We start from the raw sequence: 21,569 nt of genomic DNA, 5'->3' as shown, positions 1-21,569 counted from the left end.
ATCGCCTGGAAAGACCATGCCCTCTGACCTGTGGAGTTTTGCCAGTACCTTGTACGCCGGCGCTGGCGTCGAAACCGCGTGCCTGCGTTTGCAAGCGCAAGGTGCCGATGTGTGCCTGGTGTTGTGCGCCGCATGGCTGGAACGACGCCGCGTCGCCTGCACACCATTACGTATTCGGGCGTTAACGGATCTGGCCACGCCCTGGCAGCAAACCGTAATCACGCCACTGCGCCATCTACGGCAACGCTGGCGCGAAACAGCCGCCCACGATCATGCCGTCGCCGACCTGCGCGAGCACATTAAACAGTTGGAATTGCAGAGTGAGCGTGAGCTGCTCGAACGCTTGCAGCAATTAGCGAGCGAATGGCCAACAGGGGAAACAGAGGACGATTGGCTGACTGCCGTGGCCGGCCAGCATGACCGCGACGCGCTGGCTTTGCTGCGCGTCGCGGCCACTCACACTTAGGACAGGCTCGGCACGCCGCTACCGTTGGTAGTAGGTGTTGCGGCAGCGGGTGCTGCCGGAGCAGCCACTGGCGCAGGCGCCGCGGCCGGTTTTACCGGTGCCGCTGGTTTGGCTGCGACCGGCTTGGCAGCAGGTTTGGCTGCGGCAGGTTTCGCCGGCGCCTTGGCAGCGGGCTTCGCAGCAGGTTTAGCGACCGCTTTGGCCGGCGCTTTTACCGCTGGTTTAGCAGCCGGTTTTGCGGCGACTTTGGCAGCTGCAGGCTTAGCGGCAACGGCCGGTTTGGCTGCTGGTTTAGCTGCGGCAGGCTTGGCGGCGGCAGGCTTGGCGGCGGCAGGCTTGGCGGCGGCCTTCGACGCTGGTTTGGCGGCTGCCTTGGCGGGTGCTTTAGCAGCAGGTTTTGCTGCTGGCTTAGCAGCCGGTTTGGCGGCGGCTTTCACCGGTGCTTTGGCGGCAGGTTTGGCGGCGGTCGACGCGGCCTTCGCGGCCGGTTTCGCGGCAGCTTTCACGGGCGCTTTTTTCGCAACGGGTTTGGCCGGTGCTTTGGCAGCTGGTTTAGCAGCGGCTTTTGCGGGTGCTTTGGTGGCGGGCTTGGCGGCGGCTTTTACCGGCGCTTTGGCGGCTGGTTTGGCAGCAGGCTTGGCCGCCGCTTTGGCTGCAGGCGCTTTGGCTGCGGGTTTAGCGGCCACTGGTTTTGGCGCCGCGCTGCGTGCGCTCAACGCTTTGGCAACGGACTCTTTAACCTTGCCAACGCCTTGGGCCAATTTCAGGCTTTCCTGGGCATCGCGCTTGAGCTGCACGATGTAGTTACGCGTTTCGGCCTGGCTGGCTTTAAGGGTGTCGAGCAGCGTCTCCAGTTCGGCGACGGCTTGCTTGGCTTTGTTCTGTGCTTTGTTCTTGCCTGCGGTGGTCGCGGCTTGCAGCAAGCTGCGCGCGTCGTGCAGTTTTTCCTGGGCTTTGCCGCGCTGCTTTTCCAGTTTGGCGAGAAGCTTTTCAGCGTCGATCAAAGCCTGGGAACAAGCACTTTCGAGATGATCCAGCAGGCTTTGAGAAAGCTGCTGCAGCAGATGCAAAGGAGTGGTTACCGATTTCTTATTGGCCGACATGACGCGCCTCCTGGCGAACGTTGGTGCGGCCATACTAGCCGGCCGTTTCGCCGCTCGCCAGTTCCGCGATGAGTGCTGGCATAATCGCCGCACTCGTCGCTCGGAGAACGCCCATGTCGCGTTATCTTTTACCGCTGTTTTTCCTGCTCGCGCCGCTCGCAGTCAGCGCCACACCGGCGCAGGAAAACCAGCACGACCTGGCTTACAGCCTGGGCGTAAAACTAGGTCAGCGTCTGCGCGAAGAAGTGCCCGATTTGCAACTGCAAGCGTTGCTCGATGGACTGCGCCAGTCCTATCGCGGCGAGCCGTTGCAGCTCGATGCCAAGCGCATGGAACAGCTACTGGCCGAGCACGAAACCCAACTCGCCGAAGCACCTGTCGATGATCAAAAAGCGCGGCAGGCGGAAACGCGTTTTATGGTCAATGAAAAGGCCAAGAATGGGGTACGAGAATTACCAGGCGGCGTGCTGTACAACGAACTGCATCGCGGCCAGGGACGTGTGCCAAATGCAAACGGTCGCGTGCGAGTGAAGTACGTGGGGCGTTTTGCCGATGGCAGCGTGTTTGACGAGAGTGCGCAGCCAGTGTGGTTCAAGCTCGACAGCGTGATAACCGGATGGCGAATTGCGCTGCGGGAAATGCCGGTGGGCAGCAAGTGGCGTTTGGTGATTCCGTCTGCCCAGGCCTATGGCGCCGAAGGGGCCGGCGATTTGATTGCGCCCTATTCGCCCTTGGTATTTGAACTGGAATTGCTTGAAACCGCCGACTGAGCGACGGCCCCGTTAATCACTCAACAACGGCTTAGACGACTGGCGCCGCTTGTTGCTGATGCGCGTTGTGCAGCACTTCAATCAAACAGTCTTCAAGCTCGAAGCGCTCGTGAAGCAATTGCCCCAAACGCTTCAATTCAGCGTTCACCAGAGCGGCGTCGCTGCAGTCGCCTTTGTCGCAACGATCATTGAAGGCCAGCGCCACTTCGGTAATGGCTTCAATGCGTGGATAAATCTGCTTGGCCAACTCCAGCCCGCGATCATCACCGAACGCCTTGGCTTCATTGGTGAGTTGTTCGTAGACCTCGAAGTGACCAGCCGACACGTAATCTACCAACACTTCACAAAACCGTTGCAGGGCCTGTTCGTTGGCTTCCTTCGAAGCGGCTTCGTCGTGCAATACATCAAAACTACGGACCAATTCGTGGCGTTCTTGCAGCCAGCGGTCGATTAGTAGATGCACCCCACCCCAGCGTTCTTGGGCGTTCTGACAGCTCTCGAGCATGATGACTCACTCCCCTTGATTCAATGCTGTTTCTACGTCTGCTCCGAGACGGTTTTTTGTCATTCGGCGCTTAACAACGGCATTTAACCGACGCTTTGTGCTGGCCAGATTATGCCCGCCCGCTACGCCCTACAAGGCGCCACAGGAGAAAGTTTCATACGCCCGTTTGATCGCAATGCCGCATGCGGCTTGGCCTGAGCAATCGCCCAGGCCGGGAACACAGCGGCCTTGAGCCGCTGAGAAGGGTGGGGTCAGGCGCGACGCAGGAACTGATACGCCGAGAAGATCACCATGCCGACAAACGCCAGTAGGCACCATTCGGCGAGGCTCATGCCGAACAGTGTCCAGGTCACTTCGGCGCAGTCGGCGGTGCCGTGGAGCACGCGGGAGACGAATTCCTGAAAGGGCAGGTTTTGCAGCATGTAGTCGAAATTGCTCGGCATGCACGATGCCATGGGATCGGGAGGTGTGTTCTGAATCCAAATCTGCCGGCAGGCAGCAGCCGCGCCGGCCGCAGCGGATAAGAATGTCAGCGAGGCATATACCCGACGCCCGCCACGGCCGGGGTTGTGCAAGGCGGCCAGCAACGCAAAGGCGCCGAACGCCATCACGCACAGGCGCTGCACGATGCACAGCGGACAGGGCTCCAGGCCCACGACATGTTCCAGATACAGCGCGCCGCCCATCATGGCGACGCAGGCAAGAAAGGCGAGGAAGAACAGCGAACGCGGGCTAGCCAGCGACATGACAACTCCGGAGGAGGCGAGGAAAGGCGGTACGTTAGTGGAAAGCGCCTCGCCGATACAAGCCGGCACCGCAGTGCAACCATCGCCCTGCTGGCACCGCACGTCCAGTCGCGGGTCGCCGCGTCAGTCACGTCGCGGCGCCGCGAGCCTCAAGCGTTTTTGCCCGCAGACAAATCGTCGCGGCTTCAGGTGCCGGCAGTGGCTGGAACAGGAGCGGGAGTGAGCCGCCGATCCAGCAGCCCCATGCCTTCTTCGTACAGCTCGTTGCTGCGTTGCAACTCACCTTGCTGCGCCAACAGGCGCGCCAACTCTGCGCACGTTTGCGGCGTACGGGCGAAGCTCAGGCTGCTTTCAAAGTACTCGCGAGCCTTGCCCCACAGGTTGTTGTGCAAACACAGACGCCCCAGGCAGAGCAGTAGCACAGGGTCGGTCGGATTAGTCTTCAACCAGCCCTCAGCGGTTTGCACTTGCTTGGCGGCATCGCGACCGCGGACCTGCCCGTAAAGCTCCACCAGGCGACTGTCGTATTGCCGTGTGATGGCCGCACGTAGAACCTCTTCGGCTTCCTCCGGCGCACCCAGCACACGCAACTGCTCGGCGTACACGGCCACCAATTGCGGTTCACTGCGCTGCGCTTTGGACAGGTGCTGCCACGCCTGGGTCAGCGGCTGCAGCGCGATCTCGCCATTGTTCAAACCGTCGGTGGCAGCGCTGGCCAATCGCGCGCTCCAGGCTTGTTGTTCGAGGGCGCTGAGTTCGGCATCACCGAGCACTTTGTCTTTGCGAAGGTCCGGCAACAGGGCAATCACCGCTGGCCAATCGCCGCGCTGCTGGTGCACCTGCTGAAGATGTTTGAGCACTTGGCGATGGTGGGGGTGGCGGTCGCGCATGACCTGCAGCGTTTCCAATGCAGCTTCGGTTTGCCCGCGCGCTTGCTGCAACTCGGCATGGGCCAACGCAATCGCGAGCTCGGCGTGGGGCTGGCGCTCCAAGGCCTTTTCCAAGAAGCCATCGCTCTGTTCGTAGTCGCCCAATTCGTTGGCGGCACGCGCCGCACCGAGGTAATAAATCAGCGGTTGTTGCTCGCCCTCGGCCGCGCGTTGCAGGTGTCGCACGGCGCGTGCCCAGCGCCCTTCGGCGAGGTCGAGCAGACCCTGTTCGCTGGCCAGTTGCACGCGGCGTTTGCGGTTGCGCCGCGACCATGGGTTGACCACACCCCCCGACACAAACACCAAACTCAGCAGCAAGCGAATCAGGTAAACCGCCAGCCACACCACGGCGATCAGCGCAACAGCAGCCCACAAGCTGGACTCATAGCGGAAGTTTTTGTAGGCGATCAGCACGTAGCCGGGGTCTTCAACCACGGCCAAGCCAATCAACACGGCCGTCGCGACCAGCAACAGCAGAATCAGCAGCGCACGTCTCATGGGCTGACTTCCTCCAGCTCGTTATCAGCCGCCGGCTGATCGCTCTGGGACTGCCGCTCTTCTTGCAGTTTCTGGCTCGCGTTCTGACGTTTCTGCACGTAGGCGCGCACGGCGTCTGTGGCCGGCGTGAGGTCCGGCATCGTCACCGCCACTGGCTGACCGATGAGCTCGTCGATCCGCGCCAGCAGCGCCTGGCTGTCGGGATTCTGCGTATTGAAGTAGCTGTCGAGCACGTTGCGCGCCTGGGTCATGGCTTGGCGATAAACCTCAGGTTTGCCATTCAAGGCGGCCCATTGCGCTTGTTCCAGGGCGAGGGTCAAGGCGAGGGCGAACTTGGGTCAGGCTCTGGCCGGCCAGCAATGGCCGTACATTCTGGTCGGCGTGGAAGTCGATGCGGATGTAGCGGGACAGTTTTTCCAGCCACTCCGACCACCACCCTTGGCCGTCGCCTTCGGCGGCAAAATTGAATTGCTCGCCTTTGCTGGTGAAAGCCGGCACCAGCGAATTAAGCTCCGCCGCTTGCTCGCGCATGGCGTCCAGTTGCAAGAACAGGCCGGTGCGATCCAACGCCGTAATGCCGCGCAATGCCACCAAGGCCTTGGCCAGCTGTTCGCGAGCGGCATAGGAGCCGGAGTCGTCCTGGTCACGCAGAATCTCGTCGGCGCCCTGTACCAGGACGGCGGCGCTACCCACATCCTGCAATGCCGAGAGGCGCAACGCGGCCAGACGCAGCAAGTGCTCAGCTTCGGCCAGACGCCAATCTTGGCGACTCGCGCCCAACACGCTTTCGACGCGCTGACTGAGCTGCTGTTGATCGCCTTGCAATTGGGCCAACAAACGGCGGCGACTTTCGAGTTCTTGAGGGTCGGGCAGCGCCGCGACGCGGTCGGTCAGGCCCTGCTCACGTTGCGATAACAATTGGGTTTGGCTGCGAGCCTGTTCGAGTTGCGACAGTTGCTCCCGATCATGGCTTTGCAGCATTCGAACCTGCCAGACGCTCCAGCCGCCGGCCGCTATACCCGCAGCACCAATCAACAGCGCCAGGGCTGCCAACCCCGTGCCCCGTCCTTTTGCGGGCGGCGGGGCAACCGGTTCGGTGCGGGGAGAAGTGGGCGCAGTAAGCGCAGGTTGAGTGTCATCTTTCGGGGAGGTTGCTTCGCTCACGTATCCGTCCTGTGCATCAGAGGGCAGCCGGGGCATGGTCCCGCAAAGCTGCCAGCAACGCCGCGGCACTCGCACCACGGCAGTCCACAACCGCACGAGCCCCGGCGGCAGTCGCCATTTCGGCAACCCGCGGGCTCGGTACAAACAAGGGTAGCCGCGCCAGTGTCGGCCATTCGGCGCCAGCCAGGGTCAGCAGGTGTTGAAAACCCTGCCCACTGCTGACCACCAGACCATTCAAGCGTTCAGCGTAAACACGCTCTGGCAAGGCCGCCACCGCATAGTGCGGCAGCGAGCGGCGATACAGTGGCAGATAATCGACCGCTACGCCTTGGCCGCGCAAGCATTCAGCCAGGGCTTCACGGCCACCCTCTCCACGCAGAATCAGTACGCGTGGTGAGGCGCTAGTGGCCAATGCGGCTTGCAATTCCCGCAACGCCAATAAGGCTTCGCTGTCATCACCCCGGGCGGGATAGCTTACGGTCAAGCCATGCTCGGTCAGTATCTGGCCAGTGGCGGCACCAACAGTGAACCACGCGACATGCGCGGGCGGCTGCGGCCAGTAGCGGTTGAGCAAGGCCAGCCCCAGTCGAGCAGCCGGCTTGCTCACGACGATAACCGCGCAGTACCGATCCAGGTGTTCCATCAAGCGGTGCTGTTCAGGCGATTCAGCAAGCGGCTGTATATCCAGCAGTGGCAGGCTGCTGCTGAATACGCCGTGCTCGGCGAGCGTGACGGCCAGGGCCGCGCACTCTTCAGCCGGGCGGGTGAGCAGCAACCGCCAGCGGGTCACTCGGGCTTAGCCTCACCGTAGACGGCTTGCAGAATGGCGGCGGCGCCTTGTTGCAGCAGGTCTTGCGCGACGCTGACGCCCAGGGCGTTAGGGTCTTTCACCGTGCCCGTGGCTTCGGCCCGCAGCAACAAACCACCATCGGGCTGGCCGACCAGACCACGCAGCCAGATGTGCTCGCCCTGCAGTTCGGCATAGCAGGCGATGGGCACCTGACAGCCGCCATTCAAGGTTTTGTTCAGGGCTCGTTCGGCGGTCACGCGCAGTGCGGTTTCATGGTGATGGAGGGCGGCGAGCAGCACGTGGATGTCGCTGTCAGCGCTGCGGCATTCAATACCAACCGCGCCTTGGCCACCGGCCGGCAGGCTGTCGATGACGCTGATGCTGCAGCGGATGCGGTCGGCGAAGCCCAGACGGATAAGACCGGCCGCCGCGAGGATGATGGCGTCGTACTCGCCAGCATCAAGCTTGGCCAGACGGGTGTTGACGTTGCCGCGCAGGAAGCGGATTTGCAGGTCCGGGCGCATCGCCAACAGTTGGGTTTGACGGCGCAAGCTGGAGGTGCCGACCACGGCGCCTTGCGGCAAGGCGGCGATGCTTTCGTAGGTGTTGGAAACGAAGGCGTCACGCGGATCTTCGCGCTCGCAAATGCAGTACAGGCCCAGGCCTTCGGGGAAATCCATCGGCACGTCCTTCATCGAATGCACGGCGATGTCGGCTTCGTTTTCCAACAACGCGGTTTCGAGTTCTTTGACGAAAAGGCCTTTTCCGCCGATTTTCGACAGCGGTGAATCAAGCAGCTTGTCGCCACGACTCACCATTGGCACAAGGCTGACGACGAGCCCTGGGTGCGCCGCTTCCAGGCGAGCTTTAACGTATTCGGCCTGCCAGAGGGCCAAGGCACTTTTGCGGGTAGCGATGCGGATTTCGCGGGACGACATGACGGCTCTCGAACGGAATTAACCCGCGCATAGTAAGGCAGCCGCGCAGGTGGTGCACCCGCCGTCAGGGTGACGGGCTGCCGCAGCAGCCGTTCGGGTGGGTTAGCTCAGAGGCTGTTCATTAGCTTGCGCACACCGGCCACGTGCCGGCGGCTGACGATCAGGGCATCGCCATTCAAGCCTTTGAGGTACAGCTGGAAATGACCGAGCGGGGTGCGCTGCAGACGCTCGATACGTTCACGGGCCACCAGCGCGTTACGGTGAATGCGCACAAAGCGGTCACCGAATTCGTCTTCCAGAGCTTTAAGGGGTTCGTCCAGCAACACCTCACCGCCCTCGTGACGCAGGGTCACGTACTTATGGTCGGCGATGAAATAAATGACTTGGTCCAGGGGAATCAGCTCGATGCCTTTGCGGGTGCGGGCGCTGATATGGGTGCGCGGACCGCTACCGCTCTCGGCGGCCGGCCGGGTCAGCGCCACCAGCTGCACGCGATTGGGACGTTCGGCTTTTTTCAGCGCTTCGATCAGGCTTTCCGGGCGCACCGGTTTGACCAGATAACCCACGGCGCTGACCTGAAACGCATCGATGGCGAACTCATCGTGCGCGGTGCAGAAAATTACCGCCGGCGGCGCCTCGCGCTCGCAGAGTTTGGCGGCCACCTGCAAGCCATCCAGACCCGGCATGCGAATGTCGAGTAACACCACATCGGGTTTAAGACTATCGATCAGGGTCAACGCCTCTTCGCCATTGCTGGCACAGGGCTCCAACACTCGGTAACCATCGAGCTCACCGACCATACGGCTGAGGCGCTCGCGGGCTAGGGGTTCATCGTCGACGATCAGGACATTCATATTGCTCGGGCTTCCTGCGTGAGTCTCGCACAAGGATAGCGTAGACAGGTGAAGTGGCGCCCGTCACGGCGATCCACGCTGAGACTCGCGCGAGGGCCAAAAAGTGCCGCAAGACGCGCATCTATATTCACCAACGCTTGCTGTGTACCACGAGAGGGTTTGTGCTCACTGCCCTCCTTCTCCGGGTCATAAGGGTTGCTGACACTCAGCTCGAACACCCCGTCTTTGTAATCTGCTTCTATGCGTACCACGCCCCCTTCGATGCGCGGCTGAATACCGTAGATCAAAGCGTTCTCCAACAATGGCTGCAAGGTGAGCTGCGGAATTGGCAGGTCGGGCGGAACATCGTCGACCTGCCACTGCAACTGTAGACGCTCACCAAGACGATATTGTTCGATAGAAAGATAGCGCTTGCTCAGCTCCAGCTCCTCACTCCACGTCACCAGGCTGCCGGGCTTGGCCAGGCTGGCGCGAAACAGATCGGATAAATCCAGCACCGCTTGTTCAGCTTTATAGGGATCAATTACGACCAGGCTGGCGATGCTATTCAAACTGTTGAACAGGAAATGCGGACGGATCCGTGCCTGCAATGACTCGATTCTTGCTGACAGTTCCGCTTGCTGCTGTCGCCGCCATTGGCTCTGCAGGTAGAAGTAGCGTAGCAGCAGCGCCGACATGATCAGACTAATCAGCGCATGGCGCAGATACAGGTTCACCTCGCCGGTACGTGGCAACGGTCCGCCCAGGCTGTAAAAGTCGGCAATGGCCGTGCAGGTCAGCGTCAGCCCTACTACCAAAAGGCAGCACAGCAACCCCGCCAGGGCTGCCGGCAAGCGCGCCAACAGCGGCCGCAACTGGCACATGAGGCCCGCTGAGAGCAGCACGATCCATTGCACGAATAGCGAGGTGAGTGCCAGACGAATCCAGTTGAAGCCCGGCTGCATCGGCTCGGCCAATACCAGCACCAGCACTAGCAGCTCGGCCAGCAGCACCAGGACCAGCAACGCTTCGGGCAGGCACAGCTCGGGCAAGAAGAATTCGCCGGGTTCGGTTTTTTTCGATTTAAGCCATGAGATACGCATCGACACAGTTTCCGGGGCGGCTTGCGTGGCAGCAAGCGGGCGGGCGCTGCACGGACTAAATAAAGCAGCAAATGGCCATCGCGTCGGCAAAACTGTGATCAGTCCTACATTGCTCTGGCCATTCCCTGACGGCGTCGCGCGCGCCGGCACGACTAACCGTTGCCGCGAAACTGCTGTTTACCCTGCTATTATCCGCACACTTTTTACGCCGGCCGCTTCCCGTGGCCTCCCGTTTTGCGCACCAGCCGAGTCATTGCCATGAGCACCGAAAAGACCAACCAATCGTGGGGCGGCCGCTTCAGCGAACCTGTCGACGCCTTTGTTGCCCGCTTTACTGCCTCGGTCAATTTCGACCAGCGTCTGTACCGCCACGACATCATGGGCTCCATTGCCCACGCCACCATGCTGGCCAAGGTCGGCGTGCTCACGGCGGATGAGCGCGACGCCATCGAAAATGGCTTGAAACAGATTCAGGGCGAAATCGAGGCCGGCAGCTTTGAGTGGCGCGTGGACCTGGAAGACGTGCACATGAATATCGAGGCGCGGCTGACCGACCGCATCGGCGTCACCGGTAAAAAACTGCACACCGGCCGCTCGCGCAACGACCAAGTCGCTACCGACATCCGCCTGTGGCTGCGCGATGAAATCGACCTGATCCTCAGCGAAATTACCCGTCTGCAACAGGGTTTGCTGGAGCAGGCCGAACGCGAAGCCGGCACCATCATGCCCGGCTTCACGCACCTGCAAACCGCCCAGCCGGTCACCTTCGGCCACCACCTGCTGGCCTGGTTCGAAATGCTCTCGCGTGACTATGAGCGCCTGGTCGACTGCCGCAAACGCACCAACCGTATGCCATTGGGTTCGGCCGCATTGGCCGGCACCACGTACCCGATTCAGCGGGAAGTCACCGCCGAACTGCTGGGCTTCGATGCGGTAGGTGGCAACTCGCTGGACGGCGTGTCTGACCGCGACTTCGCCATCGAATTCTGCGCAGCAGCTTCGCTGGCGATGATGCACCTGTCGCGCTTCTCCGAAGAGCTGGTGCTGTGGACCAGCGCGCAGTTCCAGTTCATCGATTTGCCTGACCGCTTCTGCACCGGCAGCTCAATCATGCCGCAGAAGAAAAACCCCGACGTGCCGGAGCTGGTACGGGGCAAATCCGGGCGCGTATTCGGCGCGCTGATGGGCCTGCTGACCTTAATGAAAGGCCAGCCGCTGGCCTACAATAAAGACAACCAGGAAGACAAAGAACCGCTGTTCGACGCCGCCGACACCCTGCGCGACAGCCTGCGTGCGTTCGCCGACATGGTGCCGGCGATCAAGCCGAAAACCGCCGTCATGCGTGAAGCTGCCCTGCGTGGTTTTTCCACGGCCACGGACCTCGCCGACTACCTGGTTCGCAAGGGCCTGCCCTTCCGTGATTGCCATGAAATTGTTGGCCATGCGGTGAAGTACGGCGTGCAAACCGGTAAAGACCTGGCGGAAATGAGCCTCGAGGAGCTGCGCACGTTTAGTGAGCAAATCGAGCAGGACGTGTTCGCCGTGTTGACCCTCGAAGGTTCGGTGAACGCCCGCGACCATATCGGTGGCACAGCGCCGAATCAAGTCAAGGCTGCAGTTGTTCGCGGCAAGGCGCTGTTGGCCAGCCGCTAACCGCATTTCCCATCGCGGCGGATCGGGCAATCCGATCCGCCGCGAGCGGTTGGTTTACTTCTTGCCCCGCGCCATCGCCAAAAACTGCTCCATCTCGGCGTCTTTGTCGGCCGCCACCTTCTGCACATTCGGATTCTGGTTCAGCAGCTTGAACAGCGCGGCCGCCTGCGGGAAATCGGCCAGCACATCCGTGGCGAAGAGCTTGCCCATAACCGTGCTCGCCAAGTCCAGGCTGTACAGAAAATAAAGGTCAGCCAGGCTCAAGGTGTCACCGGCCAGGTACGGCGAAAACGCGCCGTGACGTTTCAGGCTGGCCAGCCCAAGGTTCAAATCTTCCAAGCTTTTGGCTTTGATCGCCGGATCCACTTTGCCGCCGAAAAACGCCTCCAGGTAACAGGCGCGCGCCGGCAGCTCGATATACAGCTCAATCTCGCGCATCAGCGAACGCACGTAGGCGCGCGCCTGCGAGTCGCTCGGCAGCAAAGGCTTGGCGGGGTGGGTTTCTTCCAGGTACTCGAGAATGACGCTGGTCTCGTTGATGAAACCTTTCTCGGTTTGCAGCACCGGCACTTTGCCGCGCGGGCTGATGGCCAGAAACTCTTCGCGCTGGCCGCCGTGAACGGCGACCGCTTCGAAGGGGATGCCTTTTTCCAACAAGGCCAGTTTCACCATGTTGTAGTAGTTGCTGACCGAAAAACCGTGCAGTTTGAGCATGACAATCTCCGTTCCTGGTGGAGTGGGCGTTGCACCTTATAAACCGTGACGAGCCAGGCGCCCAGCCGAATCCACCCCATGAATGCGTACGCCATTGCGCACGGACCATGGCACACTGCGGCCTTGTTTTCCGAGGAGTGCGCCATGAGCGACATTGATGAGAGCGAAGAATCCTTCGCTGAAGCAACCCTGGTCCAAGCCATTGAAAATCAGCTCGAAACCGACACCCCGCCTGCCGCTAACGCCGCCTTCAACAAGCTGACGCTGGTGGGCTATCCGCGTGAAGAGGCGTTGCGTTTGATGGCGCTGGTGTTGGCCTTCGAAATTGACGCCATGCTGGATGAAGACCGCCCGTTCGATACCGCCTGGTACGAACAAGCCCTTCGCGCACTGCCCGAATTACCTGAAGGTTCGGAAGACACTGACTAATACCTAAGCAGCGCTTGCCTTGACTCAGCGCAGCGGATTAGCCTCGTGGTCATAGCATCCTGCCATGGTCCCGCCCACCTCCTGGGCGGTCCCCGAGCCTGAATCGATGACCCATCGCGTCTATTTCAGCAGTTGGACAACCTTGTGTGCGGCCCTGCTGGTCGCCGCCCTCGGCATTTCCCGCGCTCAGGCCGAACCCATCCAGATCGGCGCCGAAGACGATTGGTATCCCTACACGGCGCTTCGCGATGGTGAAATTGCCGGTATGTCGGTGGACATCGTCAAAGCGGCATTCGCCGCGACCGGCACCGACATTCAACTCGTTTCCTTCCCCTACACCCGCTGCATGCAACTGGCGCTGCGCGGGCAAATTGTGGCGTGCTTCAACACCTCGCCCAATGCGCAAATCGCTGCCGACTACCGCTTGCCCACTCACCCCTTGTTCAGCGAGTCGGTTTTATTGTGGGCGCGCAATGACAGCGCCAAGCCGGTGAGCAATCTGGACCAGTTGGTGGGCAAAACCGTGGCGGTCACCAATGGCTACGAATATGGCGCCGACTTCGACAATGACACGCGCCTGACCCGCATCATGGTGCGCAAAGACCTCAACGGGTTTTTGATGTTGCAACGCTCGCGCGTCGATTACATGCTGGCATTTCGAGGAACCGCGCTGCAGCTGTTCGAGGAGCACCCGGAGCTGCGTGGGCAATTTATCCCGGTCATGACCGTGCACCGCCCTGATCTTTATCTATCCTTTTCCCGACACCATCCAGACGCTGAAAACCTGCTCAAACGTTTCGATCAAGGAATGCGCGTAATCGAAAGCGACGGACGCTATCAACAGATCATCGACACCTGGAGGAACAAACAGAACGCCGCGAAGTAAGCGGCAACCACCCCACCACCCCCTGCCCGCTAGTTGGGGTCACGCTGCCACCGACTCAATGCTGAGCGTTGGCGCACTACAAGAAATCTGGAGCAAACATGTCATTTACACCCGAACTGATTGCTGAGCTGGAAATTCTTGCCCTGTACAACCTTTCCAACACCAAGGAAGGCCTCAAGGTTCACCATATCGCCTCGCCCACGGCCATTGCCGCGACCCAGCGCCTGCACGAAAAAGGCCTGGTGACGCTGCCCGATGGCGGCTACCTGACCAGCCTCGGGCTAGACGCCGCGCAACATGCCCAAGACCTGCTGACCATTCTCACCGTTGAAGAAGCGGCCTAACCTTCTGTGACTCAGGCAAAGGCGGCGCCCCGCTGCTTTTGCCTGCTCCGCCTCACCGCCGTAAATCAAGCCACAGCCCCTGCCCCCGGCGTTTCGCGGCTGCTAATCTAGCCCCACCAACCGGCAAGAGTTAGCTATGACGCGCACCCAGGAAATTCGTCCCGACATCGACGAGGGTATCGACCGCAAGGTGCTGACGCAGCTGCGCGCGCGCTTTCTCAAGGTCAACAGCGGCCGTCTGGACCGCGCCATGCAAGGGCTGTCGACGCGTCAGCAATTGGTGCTCAAGCTGTTGCCGTTGTTGTTCCACGTTAACCACCCGCTGCTTCCGGGCTACGTCTCCGGCCAGACGCCGGCCGGCGTATCCGGTTATGAACCCGACGACGAACTGCTGAGCGAAGCCCAACGCCTGACCCGCTCGTTCGTGTACAAGGCGCGGCGCGGCAATCCGCCGTTGCCGATTCATGGTCTGTTTCTGATGGGCAGCCTCGGCACTGTGGCGCAGGCCGAGCAGAGCGACATGGACGTGTGGGTGTGCCATGCGCCGAACCTGAGCGCTCAAGAACTGCAAGAGCTGGCGCGCAAATGCACGCTGCTGGAAGTATGGGCGGCGACCCAAGGCGCCGAGGCGCATTTCTTTCTGATCGACCCGGCGCGCTTCACCGTGGGCGACCGCGAAGCCCAACTGACCTCCGACGATTGCGGCACCACGCAACATTACTTGTTGCTGGACGAGTTCTACCGCACCGCCATCTGGCTGGCAGGGCGCACGCCGCTGTGGTGGCTGGTGCCGGTGTACGAAGAGAAACGCTATGCCGAATACACCCATCAGTTGCTGAGCAAACGGTTTATTCGTGCGGATGAAGTGCTGGATCTTGGCCATCTGGCCACCATTCCGCCGGGCGAATTTATCGGCGCTGGCATGTGGCAGTTGTTCAAGGGCATCGAGTCGCCTTACAAGTCGGCGCTCAAATTGCTGCCTGACCGAGGTGTACGCCAGCGAACACCCGAACGTTGAATGTCTGAGCCTGCGTTTCAAACAAGCGGTGTTCAGCAACCAGCTCGACCTCGACGAGCTCGACCCGTACGTCGTGGTGTACCGCCGCCTCGAGGAATACCCTCAGTGGCCGCGGCGAAACCGAGCGCCTGGAACTGATCCGGCGCTGCCTGTACCTCAAGGTGAACAAGAAAATCAGCAACCCGCCGCGCAACCGGCGCAAAAGCTGGCAGCGTCTGTTGCTGGAGAAACTCACTGCAGGCTGGGGCTGGCAGCAGCGGCAACTGGCGATGCTCGATAGCCGCAGCCAATGGAAGGTTCGGCAGGTCAGCGCAGAACGCCGCGTGCTGGTCAACGAGCTGACCTACAGCTACCGCTTCCTCTCGCAGTTCGCCCGCACCCAACAGGTCGCCAGCTCCCTTAACAGCCGCGACCTTGGCGTGTTAGGCCGGCGCCTGTACGCCGCCTTCGAGCGCAAGGCCGGCAAAATCGAATTCATCAACCCCGGCATTGCCCCGGACCTGGCCGAAGACAACCTGACCTTGGTGTTCAACAGCGACAGCACCGATGACAGCCAATGGGCATTGTTCAACGGCAGCCTCAGCGGCCAGGAATGGCGTGATTTTGCCCCACTGAAACGGGCGCGCGAACTGATTGAGCTGCTGGCCTGGTGTCACCGCAATGGCGTGATCGACAGCAGCACGCGCATCGCCCTGCACCCTGGCGACAGCGACCTCACCGAATTCGAGCTGGCCAATCTGCTCACCAGCTTGCAACAAGCCGTGCCGCTGCCATTGCCGAGCGTGAGCGAAGAAGCGTTGTTGCACAGCAGCGCGCCGAGCGAGGTGTTGTTGCTGGTTAACGTCGGCATCGACCCGCTCAAACAGCACAGCCAGCTCAACGTGCACATGACCACGGGCCGCACGGATTCCCTAGGCTATTCGGGTGTGCGCGAGAATCTGGTGCTGACCCTCGACCAGGTGAGTTTGAACAGCTGGAACGAGTTGTCAGTCAGTCGTTACGACGGCACCCATGCGCTGCTCGACTGCTTGCGTGACTTCCTCAATAGCCTGCCGCCCGGCGGGGCGTTGCCGGTATTGAAAGTGCGGTGCTTCTGTCGCAACCGTGCCCAGGCCATTGCCGAGCGTGTTGAAGAATTATTCCGCGATATTCTTTCGCACTTCGTGGGCGAACGCGGCCAACGCTATTTAGTGCAGATTCAGCAGCAATACCACGTGCTGCAATTAACGCCCGGCCATGTCGACCATGTGGCGCTAAACAACCTGCCGGCATTGCTGGAGCAGTTGGGCAGCGAGCTGAACAGCTACAGTCCGCTGCACTTGGATCGCCATGCGTTGGAAGGCGAAGACCTGGCGATGATTCTGCCGCTGGGCCGTCCGGACTGCATTCAGGTGTTCTATCGCTTGCACGAAGACACCGCCGAGCTGACCGCGCTGGATGAACGCAACGCGCTCTGGCGCCAGCGTCTTCCGTTCCGGGATGAGCAAAGCTTGCTGACGCCGCTGCACCGTTTTCTACAGTCGGTGCTGTACCGCCGCAACGCGCAGCTGCCGCTGGATACCGACCCGGTTTTGGCCGACAACTTGGAAATTCTGTATTACGGAAGTGCTGCCGCCGGCGCCTTCCCGGGCGCAATTTCTGGAGCGCCGCGCGGCGCCGCAGTCGGCGGTCAGCCATCCGTTTTACGACGTTCAGGCGATTGTCGAACCCGCCGAGCAAGGACGGGTGCACGTCACCCTGTTCTGTAACCACCGGGAATTCTCCGAGTTGGAATACGGCAATGAACTGTTCAGCGCCGTGGCCCGCCACATCCTTTCGCAACGTAGCGGCCACGAGCGTTATCCGTGCTACATCACCGACCTGGATCTGTCGCGGGTGCTTGGTGAGGGGCAAACGCAGACCATCCATTACCTGCGCTACAAAACCCGGCTGGAGAGCTGCGCTCAATAGCGCGCTGCAACGTGCGTAACGTGCTCGCCCGTTTGGCCCATCGCGGCTGAAGCCGCTGCCGCAGTGAAAAACAGTGAGTCTCGGCTTACGCCTTCATGGGCGCCTGTGGGTTTTTCAGCGCGTACAGGTAGCTGCCTGCCAGGCTGTGGTCGCCCAGCACGCTGGCGTAGCTGGCGGTGAACGTAATCGCCTGGCCAACATGCTGGTAGAGCCACGTGCCGCTGACGCCCGGCGGCACTTCGGGAACCAGGTCGCTGTCGTTCACAACCCGAAAGGTCGGCACCTGCAGGCCGTTGTAGTACGCGGCGAACGAGGGAGACGCCAGGCGCGGGCTGGCAAAGTTGTAGTGTTGCAGCGCTAAGCCGGGCCAGCGTTCGCGCATATCAGGAACCGCCAGCGTCGACAAACTGCTGCCCAAACTGTGCCCGCATACCCACAGCGCACCTTCGGGGCGCATATCGTCGAGCGCTTGCAAGGCCAGGTCGCGCAGTGAGGTGTAGAGGCTTCAAAAAGCCGTCGTGCACCAGGCCAACGTCGCTTTTCCACGGGTAGCTGCGCTGCGGCACATCCAGATCATCCAGCCAGTCTTGCGCCGTGTCGGTGCCGCGAAACACCAGGTAAACGGCGCCTTGCGGGTCGCGCGCCGCAAAGCCGAACGGCTCGGACTCATTGAGAAAATGCAATTCGCTGAGCACGCTCCACACCGGCGTTGAAAACCGCCAGCCGGGCATGTCGGGGAGCTGCCAATGGAAGTCTTCAGGCTTTCGCGGCTGCTGCTGCGCCATCCATTGGTCGTACTGCTGATAAGCGCAGTTCACCAATTGGGCGCAGAGCAACGCTTGAGGCAGGAAAACGCAGGCGGGAAGTACATCGGTAGGCTGGGCATCTCGGCCTCCTTGCCACTGAATGAACGCCTACTCTAAAAGCGCCTGGCGATTACTGGCTATAGGCACCGGCGGCTTCTGGTTGGTACTCGACTGCCAGCAATGTCAGCTGAATCAGTTTTCCAGCCGGGGTCGGCCAGTCGATGTGTTGGCCAACCGACAGCCCTAACAGCGCGCTGCCTACGGGCGCCAGAACCGATACGGTGCCCTCGCCGCCCGCCTCGTTCGGATACACCAGCGTCAGGTGGTATTCCTTGCCGCTGCTTTTCTTCCCGGCAAACCACTCGCGAGTTCATGGTCACCACGCCGGCCGGCACTTCGTCATGGCCGACCACATTGGCGCGCGCCAGCTCCTCTTCGAGGGCTTGGGCGCCTGGGCCGAAATCGTCGAGGCTTTCGAGCAGACGCTCAAGGCGTTGCAGGTCCAGACGGGTGATGGTGATGGCTGGAGCGGTCATAACGCAGTACTCATAGTCAGTGGCAGCCAGGCAGCGGCTACCAGCGGAACGTCGCAACCCAATGAGGGCCGCAGCAAATTCCAGGCGGCAGTTAAAGAAAAACCCCGACCGAAGCCGGGGTTTGCAGGCGCCTCATTCTGGTGAGGCGAGTGCCGACCGTAGCACAAGACATGACTGCTTGGTCAAGACTGCCGAAAAGGCGACGGCTTTACGCGTGCCTGGGCCAACTCGATTATTTGCCGGCGACGCGGGCTATCAGCGGCTTTCCACTCGCGGATTTCAGCGAGCAAACGCCCGCAGCCCAAACACACGTCGTCGTCATCCAGGCAGCATTCGCGGCGACATGGCGACAGCACCACGTCAGCGTCTTGCGCCTGTGGCTGGAAAATTTGCGGAGCATTCATGTCAGAGCTCATCGAACTCGATCGCTTCGCCGGCTTGTTCAAGGGTGATGCGCGCGAGCATTTCGCCGAGCAGCTCGTCGCTGGTGTCGCAGATCCAGCGATCAGTGGCGCCGTCGTAATCGAAGTGGAAACCGCCAGAGCGAGCCGCCACCCACAGTTGGCGAATCGGCACCTGCCGGCTGAGGATCAACTGCGAGCCGATTGGCAAAACGCACGGTGAGAATGCCGGCGGAATTTTCCAAGTCGAGGTCCAGGCCGCTGTCATCGAAAATGTCTTCTACCGATTCCTGGGTGGCATCCACCAAGTCGTGAAAACGCGCTTCGGTCAAACTCATAACGGGCACCTCAGGCAAAAATTAAGGCAACGACGCAGGTGCGTTGCGACAAGTTGTAGGCATTAGCCGGCTAGCGTGCGGCGATACTCGGCGGGGCTCTGTCCGGTCCAGCGGCGAAACGCGCGGGCCAGGGAACCGGCTTCGCTGAAGCCAACAAAAAACGCGATGTCAGCCAGCTCGAGCGTCGGATCGCGTAGGTAATTGAGCACCAACTGCTGGCGAGTTTCGTTCGACAAGTTGGCTGAATGATAACCCGGTCTCGCGCAGACGGCGCTGCAAGGTGCGTGGACTGAGCCCCAAAGTCTGCGCCAGGCGCTCCAGGTCCGGTCCCTGTTCAGCAAGTTGCTTGGCCAGTTCCAAGCGGGCGCGGTCCAGCACGTGCTGCTCTTGGCGCATTTCGGTAAGCAGGCGGTCGGCGTAACCGTCGAGCATCTTGCGCACCTGCGCATCGGCCTGGCCAAGCGGCGCAAGCAGTAGGCGCTTGGGGAAGACCAGCGCGTTGTCGGGTTGGGAAAACAGCACCGGGCAACGAAAGATGCGCTGGTATTCGGCCGTGTCGGCAGGCGCTGCGTGCTGGAAGCGCACTTCGGTGGGCGGAATATCTGGGCCACTTATCCAATGCCCAAAGGTGGTCCAGCCCGCGAGCGTCTCCTCACACAGGTGCCGTTGTTGCTGCGCCAATAACGGCTGCCAACTCGTGGGCCACCTGCGGCTCCAGGCCGGGGCGCTCAGGTTCGTCGGCCAGGTCAACGTGCCCAAGACTGCCGACCAAAGTGGCGTAGCGCGCCTGGCGGTGCAGGGCGTCGCCCAGGGTCGCGCAGCTCATCAGCAAATAGCCGAGCACGCCGTAGTAACCCGGCCGCACCGCTTCGCCGAGGTGCAGCCCGAAGTGCACATCGCCCGTCAGCTCAACGCCCTTTTCCATCACTGCCAGATACACCGAGGCGGCCACGCGTTGATCACGCTGGGCCAACAGCTCGGGGCTTACGTGCAAGGGCGCCAGCAACGTTTCGGTGGCGATTCCCTGGCGCGCCAGGTAGTCCAACAGGCCTTGGAAATAGGCGACCGAAACCGAACCGGCCGGTGGCGCAGGTGTGTGCATCAGAGCTCCTGTTGGGGCTTGAAGGGACAAACGTAGACGCTTTTACGATAGCGTCAGGGCCCGCTGCGCGGGAGCTCCGGTCTATCGCCCGGCGCATAGGCAAGGCGCCGGGCGGCCGGTATACTCCGGCGCAATCACTGCTTTTACAAGGAATCCGCCATGAAGCGGCTACTGACTGCCCTTATCGCGCTCGTCGCCATTTCGTCTCTGCTTACCGGCTGTGGCCAGAAAGGCCCGCTGTATCTGCCAGGCGAAGACCAACCTTCCGCTGAACACACCCATTAAGGAGGCGGTATGCACGCCTTCAATTACCGCACAGGCGAACTGTTTGCGGAGGGGTGTGGCGTTGTCCGCCATTGCCGAGCGTTTTGGTACGCCTACCTACGTGTATTCCCGCGCGCACATCAGCGCGCAATTCAATGCCTATGCCGACGCGGCTGCAAGGCGTCCCGCATCTGGTGTGCTACGCCGTCAAAGCCAACTCCAACCTCGCTGTACTGAACCTGCTGGCCCGCCTGGGCGCCGGGTTCGATATCGTTTCCTCCGGCGAGTTGGAGCGCGTCGCTGGCCGCCGGTGGCGAGCCGGGCAAAATCGTATTTTCCGGTGTGGGCAAAAGCCGCGACGACATGCGCCGCGCGCTGGAAGTGGGCGTGCACTGCTTCAACGTCGAGTCCACCGATGAGCTGGAACGCCTGCAACTGGTGGCCGCCGAGCAAGACGTCATTGCGCCGATTTCGCTGCGCGTAAACCCCGACGTTGATGCCGGCACCCACCCGTACATTTCCACCGGCCTCAAAGAAAACAAATTCGGTATCGCCATTGCCGACGCCGAAGCGGTGTATGCCCGCGCCCATGAGTTGCCGAACCTGAAAGTGCTGGGTGTGGACTGCCATATCGGTTCGCAACTGACCAGCCTGCCGCCGTTCCTTGATGCCCTCGACCGCCTGCTGGCGCTGATCGACCGTCTTTCAGCGCGCGGCATTCAGATTCACCACCTCGACCTGGGTGGTGGCGTTGGCGTGCGTTACAAAGACGAAACGCCGCCACTGGTCAGCGATTACATCAAGGCCGTGCGCGAGCGTACCGCTGGGCGCGACCTGAAACTGGTGTTCGAACCCGGCCGCTACATCGTCGCCAACGGCGGCGTGTTGCTGACGCAGGTGGAATACCTCAAGCACACCGAACACAAAGACTTCGCCATCGTCGACGCGGCGATGAACGACCTGATTCGCCCCGCGCTTTATCAGGCGTGGATGGACGTTGTGCCGGTGCAGCCGCGCGAAGGCGCCGCGCGCGCTTACGACATCGTCGGGCCGATTTGCGAGACCGGTGATTTCCTGGCCAAAGGTCGTGAACTGGCCTTGGAAGAAGGTGATTTGCTGGCGGTGTGTTCGGCGGGCGCCTATGGTTTTGCCATGAGCTCTAACTACAACACCCGTGGCCGTTGCGCCGAAGTGCTGGTCGACGGCGAACAGGCTTATGAAGTGCGTCGCCGCGAGACCGTGCAAGAACTCTATGCTGGCGAAAGCCTGCTGCCGGAGTAACG

General features: G+C 61.3%; 19 protein-coding genes and 6 pseudogenes. 9 read left to right on the top strand and 16 right to left on the bottom strand.

The genetic code is table 11. The features are described from left to right. Positions 1-16 precede the first annotated feature (16 nt). Positions 17-466: a TIGR02444 family protein gene (locus tag ACZZZP_RS00600; RefSeq protein WP_463384526.1), complete on the top strand. Its 450-nt coding sequence runs from the start codon at positions 17-19 to the stop codon at positions 464-466. On the opposite strand, the gene ACZZZP_RS00595 is transcribed toward ACZZZP_RS00600, so the two are convergent. Then, positions 463-1,569 (bottom strand): AlgP family protein, encoded by a 1,107-nt coding sequence (locus ACZZZP_RS00595; protein WP_463384525.1) that lies wholly within the window; start codon positions 1,567-1,569, stop codon positions 463-465. The genes ACZZZP_RS00600 and ACZZZP_RS00595 overlap by 4 nt on opposite strands. A gap of 113 nt (positions 1,570-1,682) precedes the next feature. Between ACZZZP_RS00595 and ACZZZP_RS00590 the strand changes: the two genes are divergently transcribed. Further along, positions 1,683-2,339 carry an FKBP-type peptidyl-prolyl cis-trans isomerase gene (locus ACZZZP_RS00590; RefSeq protein ID WP_463384524.1) on the top strand — a complete coding sequence of 219 codons (657 nt, stop codon included), beginning with the start codon at positions 1,683-1,685 and terminating at the stop codon, positions 2,337-2,339. A 31-nt stretch (positions 2,340-2,370) separates the two neighbouring features. Here ACZZZP_RS00590 and rsd read toward each other — a convergent pair whose 3' ends face one another. From rsd to ACZZZP_RS00550, 8 genes and pseudogenes are all read right to left on the bottom strand, one after another. Further along, positions 2,371-2,844, bottom strand: a complete 474-nt coding sequence (rsd, locus tag ACZZZP_RS00585) for a sigma D regulator (protein WP_122497481.1) — start codon at positions 2,842-2,844, stop codon at positions 2,371-2,373. Positions 2,845-3,095: 251 nt separating this feature from the next. After that, on the bottom strand, positions 3,096-3,590 hold the full coding sequence (locus tag ACZZZP_RS00580) for a disulfide bond formation protein B (protein ID WP_122497483.1): 495 nt from the start codon (positions 3,588-3,590) through the stop codon (positions 3,096-3,098). A gap of 185 nt (positions 3,591-3,775) precedes the next feature. Next, complete coding sequence (locus tag ACZZZP_RS00575) at positions 3,776-5,017, bottom strand: heme biosynthesis HemY N-terminal domain-containing protein (RefSeq protein WP_463384523.1); 1,242 nt, start codon at positions 5,015-5,017, stop codon at positions 3,776-3,778. Beyond that, positions 5,014-6,181, bottom strand: a pseudogene (locus tag ACZZZP_RS00570) (uroporphyrinogen-III C-methyltransferase). The gene ACZZZP_RS00575 and the pseudogene ACZZZP_RS00570 overlap by 4 nt, the downstream one beginning before the upstream one ends. A 16-nt stretch (positions 6,182-6,197) precedes the next feature. After that, the gene (locus ACZZZP_RS00565) at positions 6,198-6,971 is read right to left on the bottom strand and encodes a uroporphyrinogen-III synthase (protein ID WP_463384521.1); all 774 of its coding nucleotides are present in this window, start codon (positions 6,969-6,971) and stop codon (positions 6,198-6,200) included. Continuing rightward, positions 6,968-7,909 carry a hydroxymethylbilane synthase gene (gene hemC, locus ACZZZP_RS00560; protein ID WP_463384520.1) on the bottom strand — a complete coding sequence of 314 codons (942 nt, stop codon included), beginning with the start codon at positions 7,907-7,909 and terminating at the stop codon, positions 6,968-6,970. The genes ACZZZP_RS00565 and hemC overlap by 4 nt, the downstream gene beginning before the upstream one ends. A 107-nt stretch (positions 7,910-8,016) precedes the next feature. Continuing rightward, positions 8,017-8,763, bottom strand: coding sequence for a LytR/AlgR family response regulator transcription factor (locus tag ACZZZP_RS00555; RefSeq protein WP_122497493.1), 747 nt, complete (start codon positions 8,761-8,763; stop codon positions 8,017-8,019). Beyond that, positions 8,760-9,845 carry a sensor histidine kinase gene (locus tag ACZZZP_RS00550; RefSeq protein ID WP_463384519.1) on the bottom strand — a complete coding sequence of 362 codons (1,086 nt, stop codon included), beginning with the start codon at positions 9,843-9,845 and terminating at the stop codon, positions 8,760-8,762. The genes ACZZZP_RS00555 and ACZZZP_RS00550 overlap by 4 nt, the downstream gene beginning before the upstream one ends. 258 nt (positions 9,846-10,103) lie before the next feature. Between ACZZZP_RS00550 and argH the strand changes: the two genes are divergently transcribed. Further along, a complete protein-coding gene (gene argH / locus ACZZZP_RS00545; RefSeq protein WP_463384518.1) occupies positions 10,104-11,498 on the top strand; it encodes an argininosuccinate lyase in 1,395 nt (464 codons plus the stop codon). A 54-nt stretch (positions 11,499-11,552) separates the two neighbouring features. Here the strand turns inward: argH and ACZZZP_RS00540 are convergent, their stop codons facing one another. Beyond that, positions 11,553-12,212 (bottom strand): glutathione S-transferase family protein, encoded by a 660-nt coding sequence (locus ACZZZP_RS00540; protein ID WP_122497500.1) that lies wholly within the window; start codon positions 12,210-12,212, stop codon positions 11,553-11,555. A 144-nt stretch (positions 12,213-12,356) separates the two neighbouring features. Between ACZZZP_RS00540 and ACZZZP_RS00535 the strand changes: the two genes are divergently transcribed. The 4 genes and pseudogenes from ACZZZP_RS00535 (at position 12,357) to ACZZZP_RS00520 (ending at position 16,858) form a co-directional block, all read left to right on the top strand. Next, positions 12,357-12,641 carry a hypothetical protein gene (locus tag ACZZZP_RS00535; RefSeq protein ID WP_122497502.1) on the top strand — a complete coding sequence of 95 codons (285 nt, stop codon included), beginning with the start codon at positions 12,357-12,359 and terminating at the stop codon, positions 12,639-12,641. Positions 12,642-12,747: 106 nt separating this feature from the next. Further along, complete coding sequence (locus tag ACZZZP_RS00530) at positions 12,748-13,527, top strand: substrate-binding periplasmic protein (protein WP_463384517.1); 780 nt, start codon at positions 12,748-12,750, stop codon at positions 13,525-13,527. Between the two features lie 98 nt (positions 13,528-13,625). After that, positions 13,626-13,871, top strand: a complete 246-nt coding sequence (locus ACZZZP_RS00525) for a TIGR02647 family protein (protein WP_122449656.1) — start codon at positions 13,626-13,628, stop codon at positions 13,869-13,871. A 136-nt stretch (positions 13,872-14,007) separates the two neighbouring features. After that, positions 14,008-16,858, top strand: a pseudogene (locus ACZZZP_RS00520) (class I adenylate cyclase). A gap of 66 nt (positions 16,859-16,924) precedes the next feature. Here the strand turns inward: ACZZZP_RS00520 and ACZZZP_RS00515 are convergent. From ACZZZP_RS00515 to ACZZZP_RS00490, 6 genes and pseudogenes are all read right to left on the bottom strand, one after another. Further along, on the bottom strand, positions 16,925-17,296 hold the full coding sequence (locus ACZZZP_RS00515) for a lipase family protein (protein WP_463536185.1): 372 nt from the start codon (positions 17,294-17,296) through the stop codon (positions 16,925-16,927). After that, positions 17,223-17,657, bottom strand: coding sequence for an alpha/beta hydrolase family protein (locus ACZZZP_RS00510; protein ID WP_463536184.1), 435 nt, complete (start codon positions 17,655-17,657; stop codon positions 17,223-17,225). Before ACZZZP_RS00510 ends, ACZZZP_RS00515 begins: the two co-directional genes overlap by 74 nt. Before the next feature lie 118 nt (positions 17,658-17,775). Next, a pseudogene (gene rnk / locus ACZZZP_RS00505) lies at positions 17,776-18,181 on the bottom strand (nucleoside diphosphate kinase regulator). Between the two features lie 182 nt (positions 18,182-18,363). Then, a complete protein-coding gene (locus tag ACZZZP_RS00500; protein WP_206000663.1) occupies positions 18,364-18,585 on the bottom strand; it encodes a DUF1289 domain-containing protein in 222 nt (73 codons plus the stop codon). Between the two features lies 1 nt (position 18,586). Then, positions 18,587-18,920: pseudogene (cyaY, locus tag ACZZZP_RS00495) on the bottom strand (iron donor protein CyaY). A 62-nt stretch (positions 18,921-18,982) separates the two neighbouring features. After that, positions 18,983-20,022: pseudogene (locus tag ACZZZP_RS00490) on the bottom strand (AraC family transcriptional regulator). Between the two features lie 159 nt (positions 20,023-20,181). Between ACZZZP_RS00490 and lptM the strand changes: the two are divergent. Next, positions 20,182-20,307 (top strand): LPS translocon maturation chaperone LptM, encoded by a 126-nt coding sequence (lptM, locus tag ACZZZP_RS00485; RefSeq protein ID WP_122449649.1) that lies wholly within the window; start codon positions 20,182-20,184, stop codon positions 20,305-20,307. Positions 20,308-20,316: 9 nt separating this feature from the next. Continuing rightward, positions 20,317-21,567, top strand: a pseudogene (gene lysA, locus ACZZZP_RS00480) (diaminopimelate decarboxylase). The last annotated feature ends 2 nt before the right edge of the window (positions 21,568-21,569 follow it).

The sequence above is a fragment of the Pseudomonas sp. AC211 genome (assembly GCF_979258055.1).
This window is presented reverse-complemented; position numbering and strand designations above follow the sequence as displayed.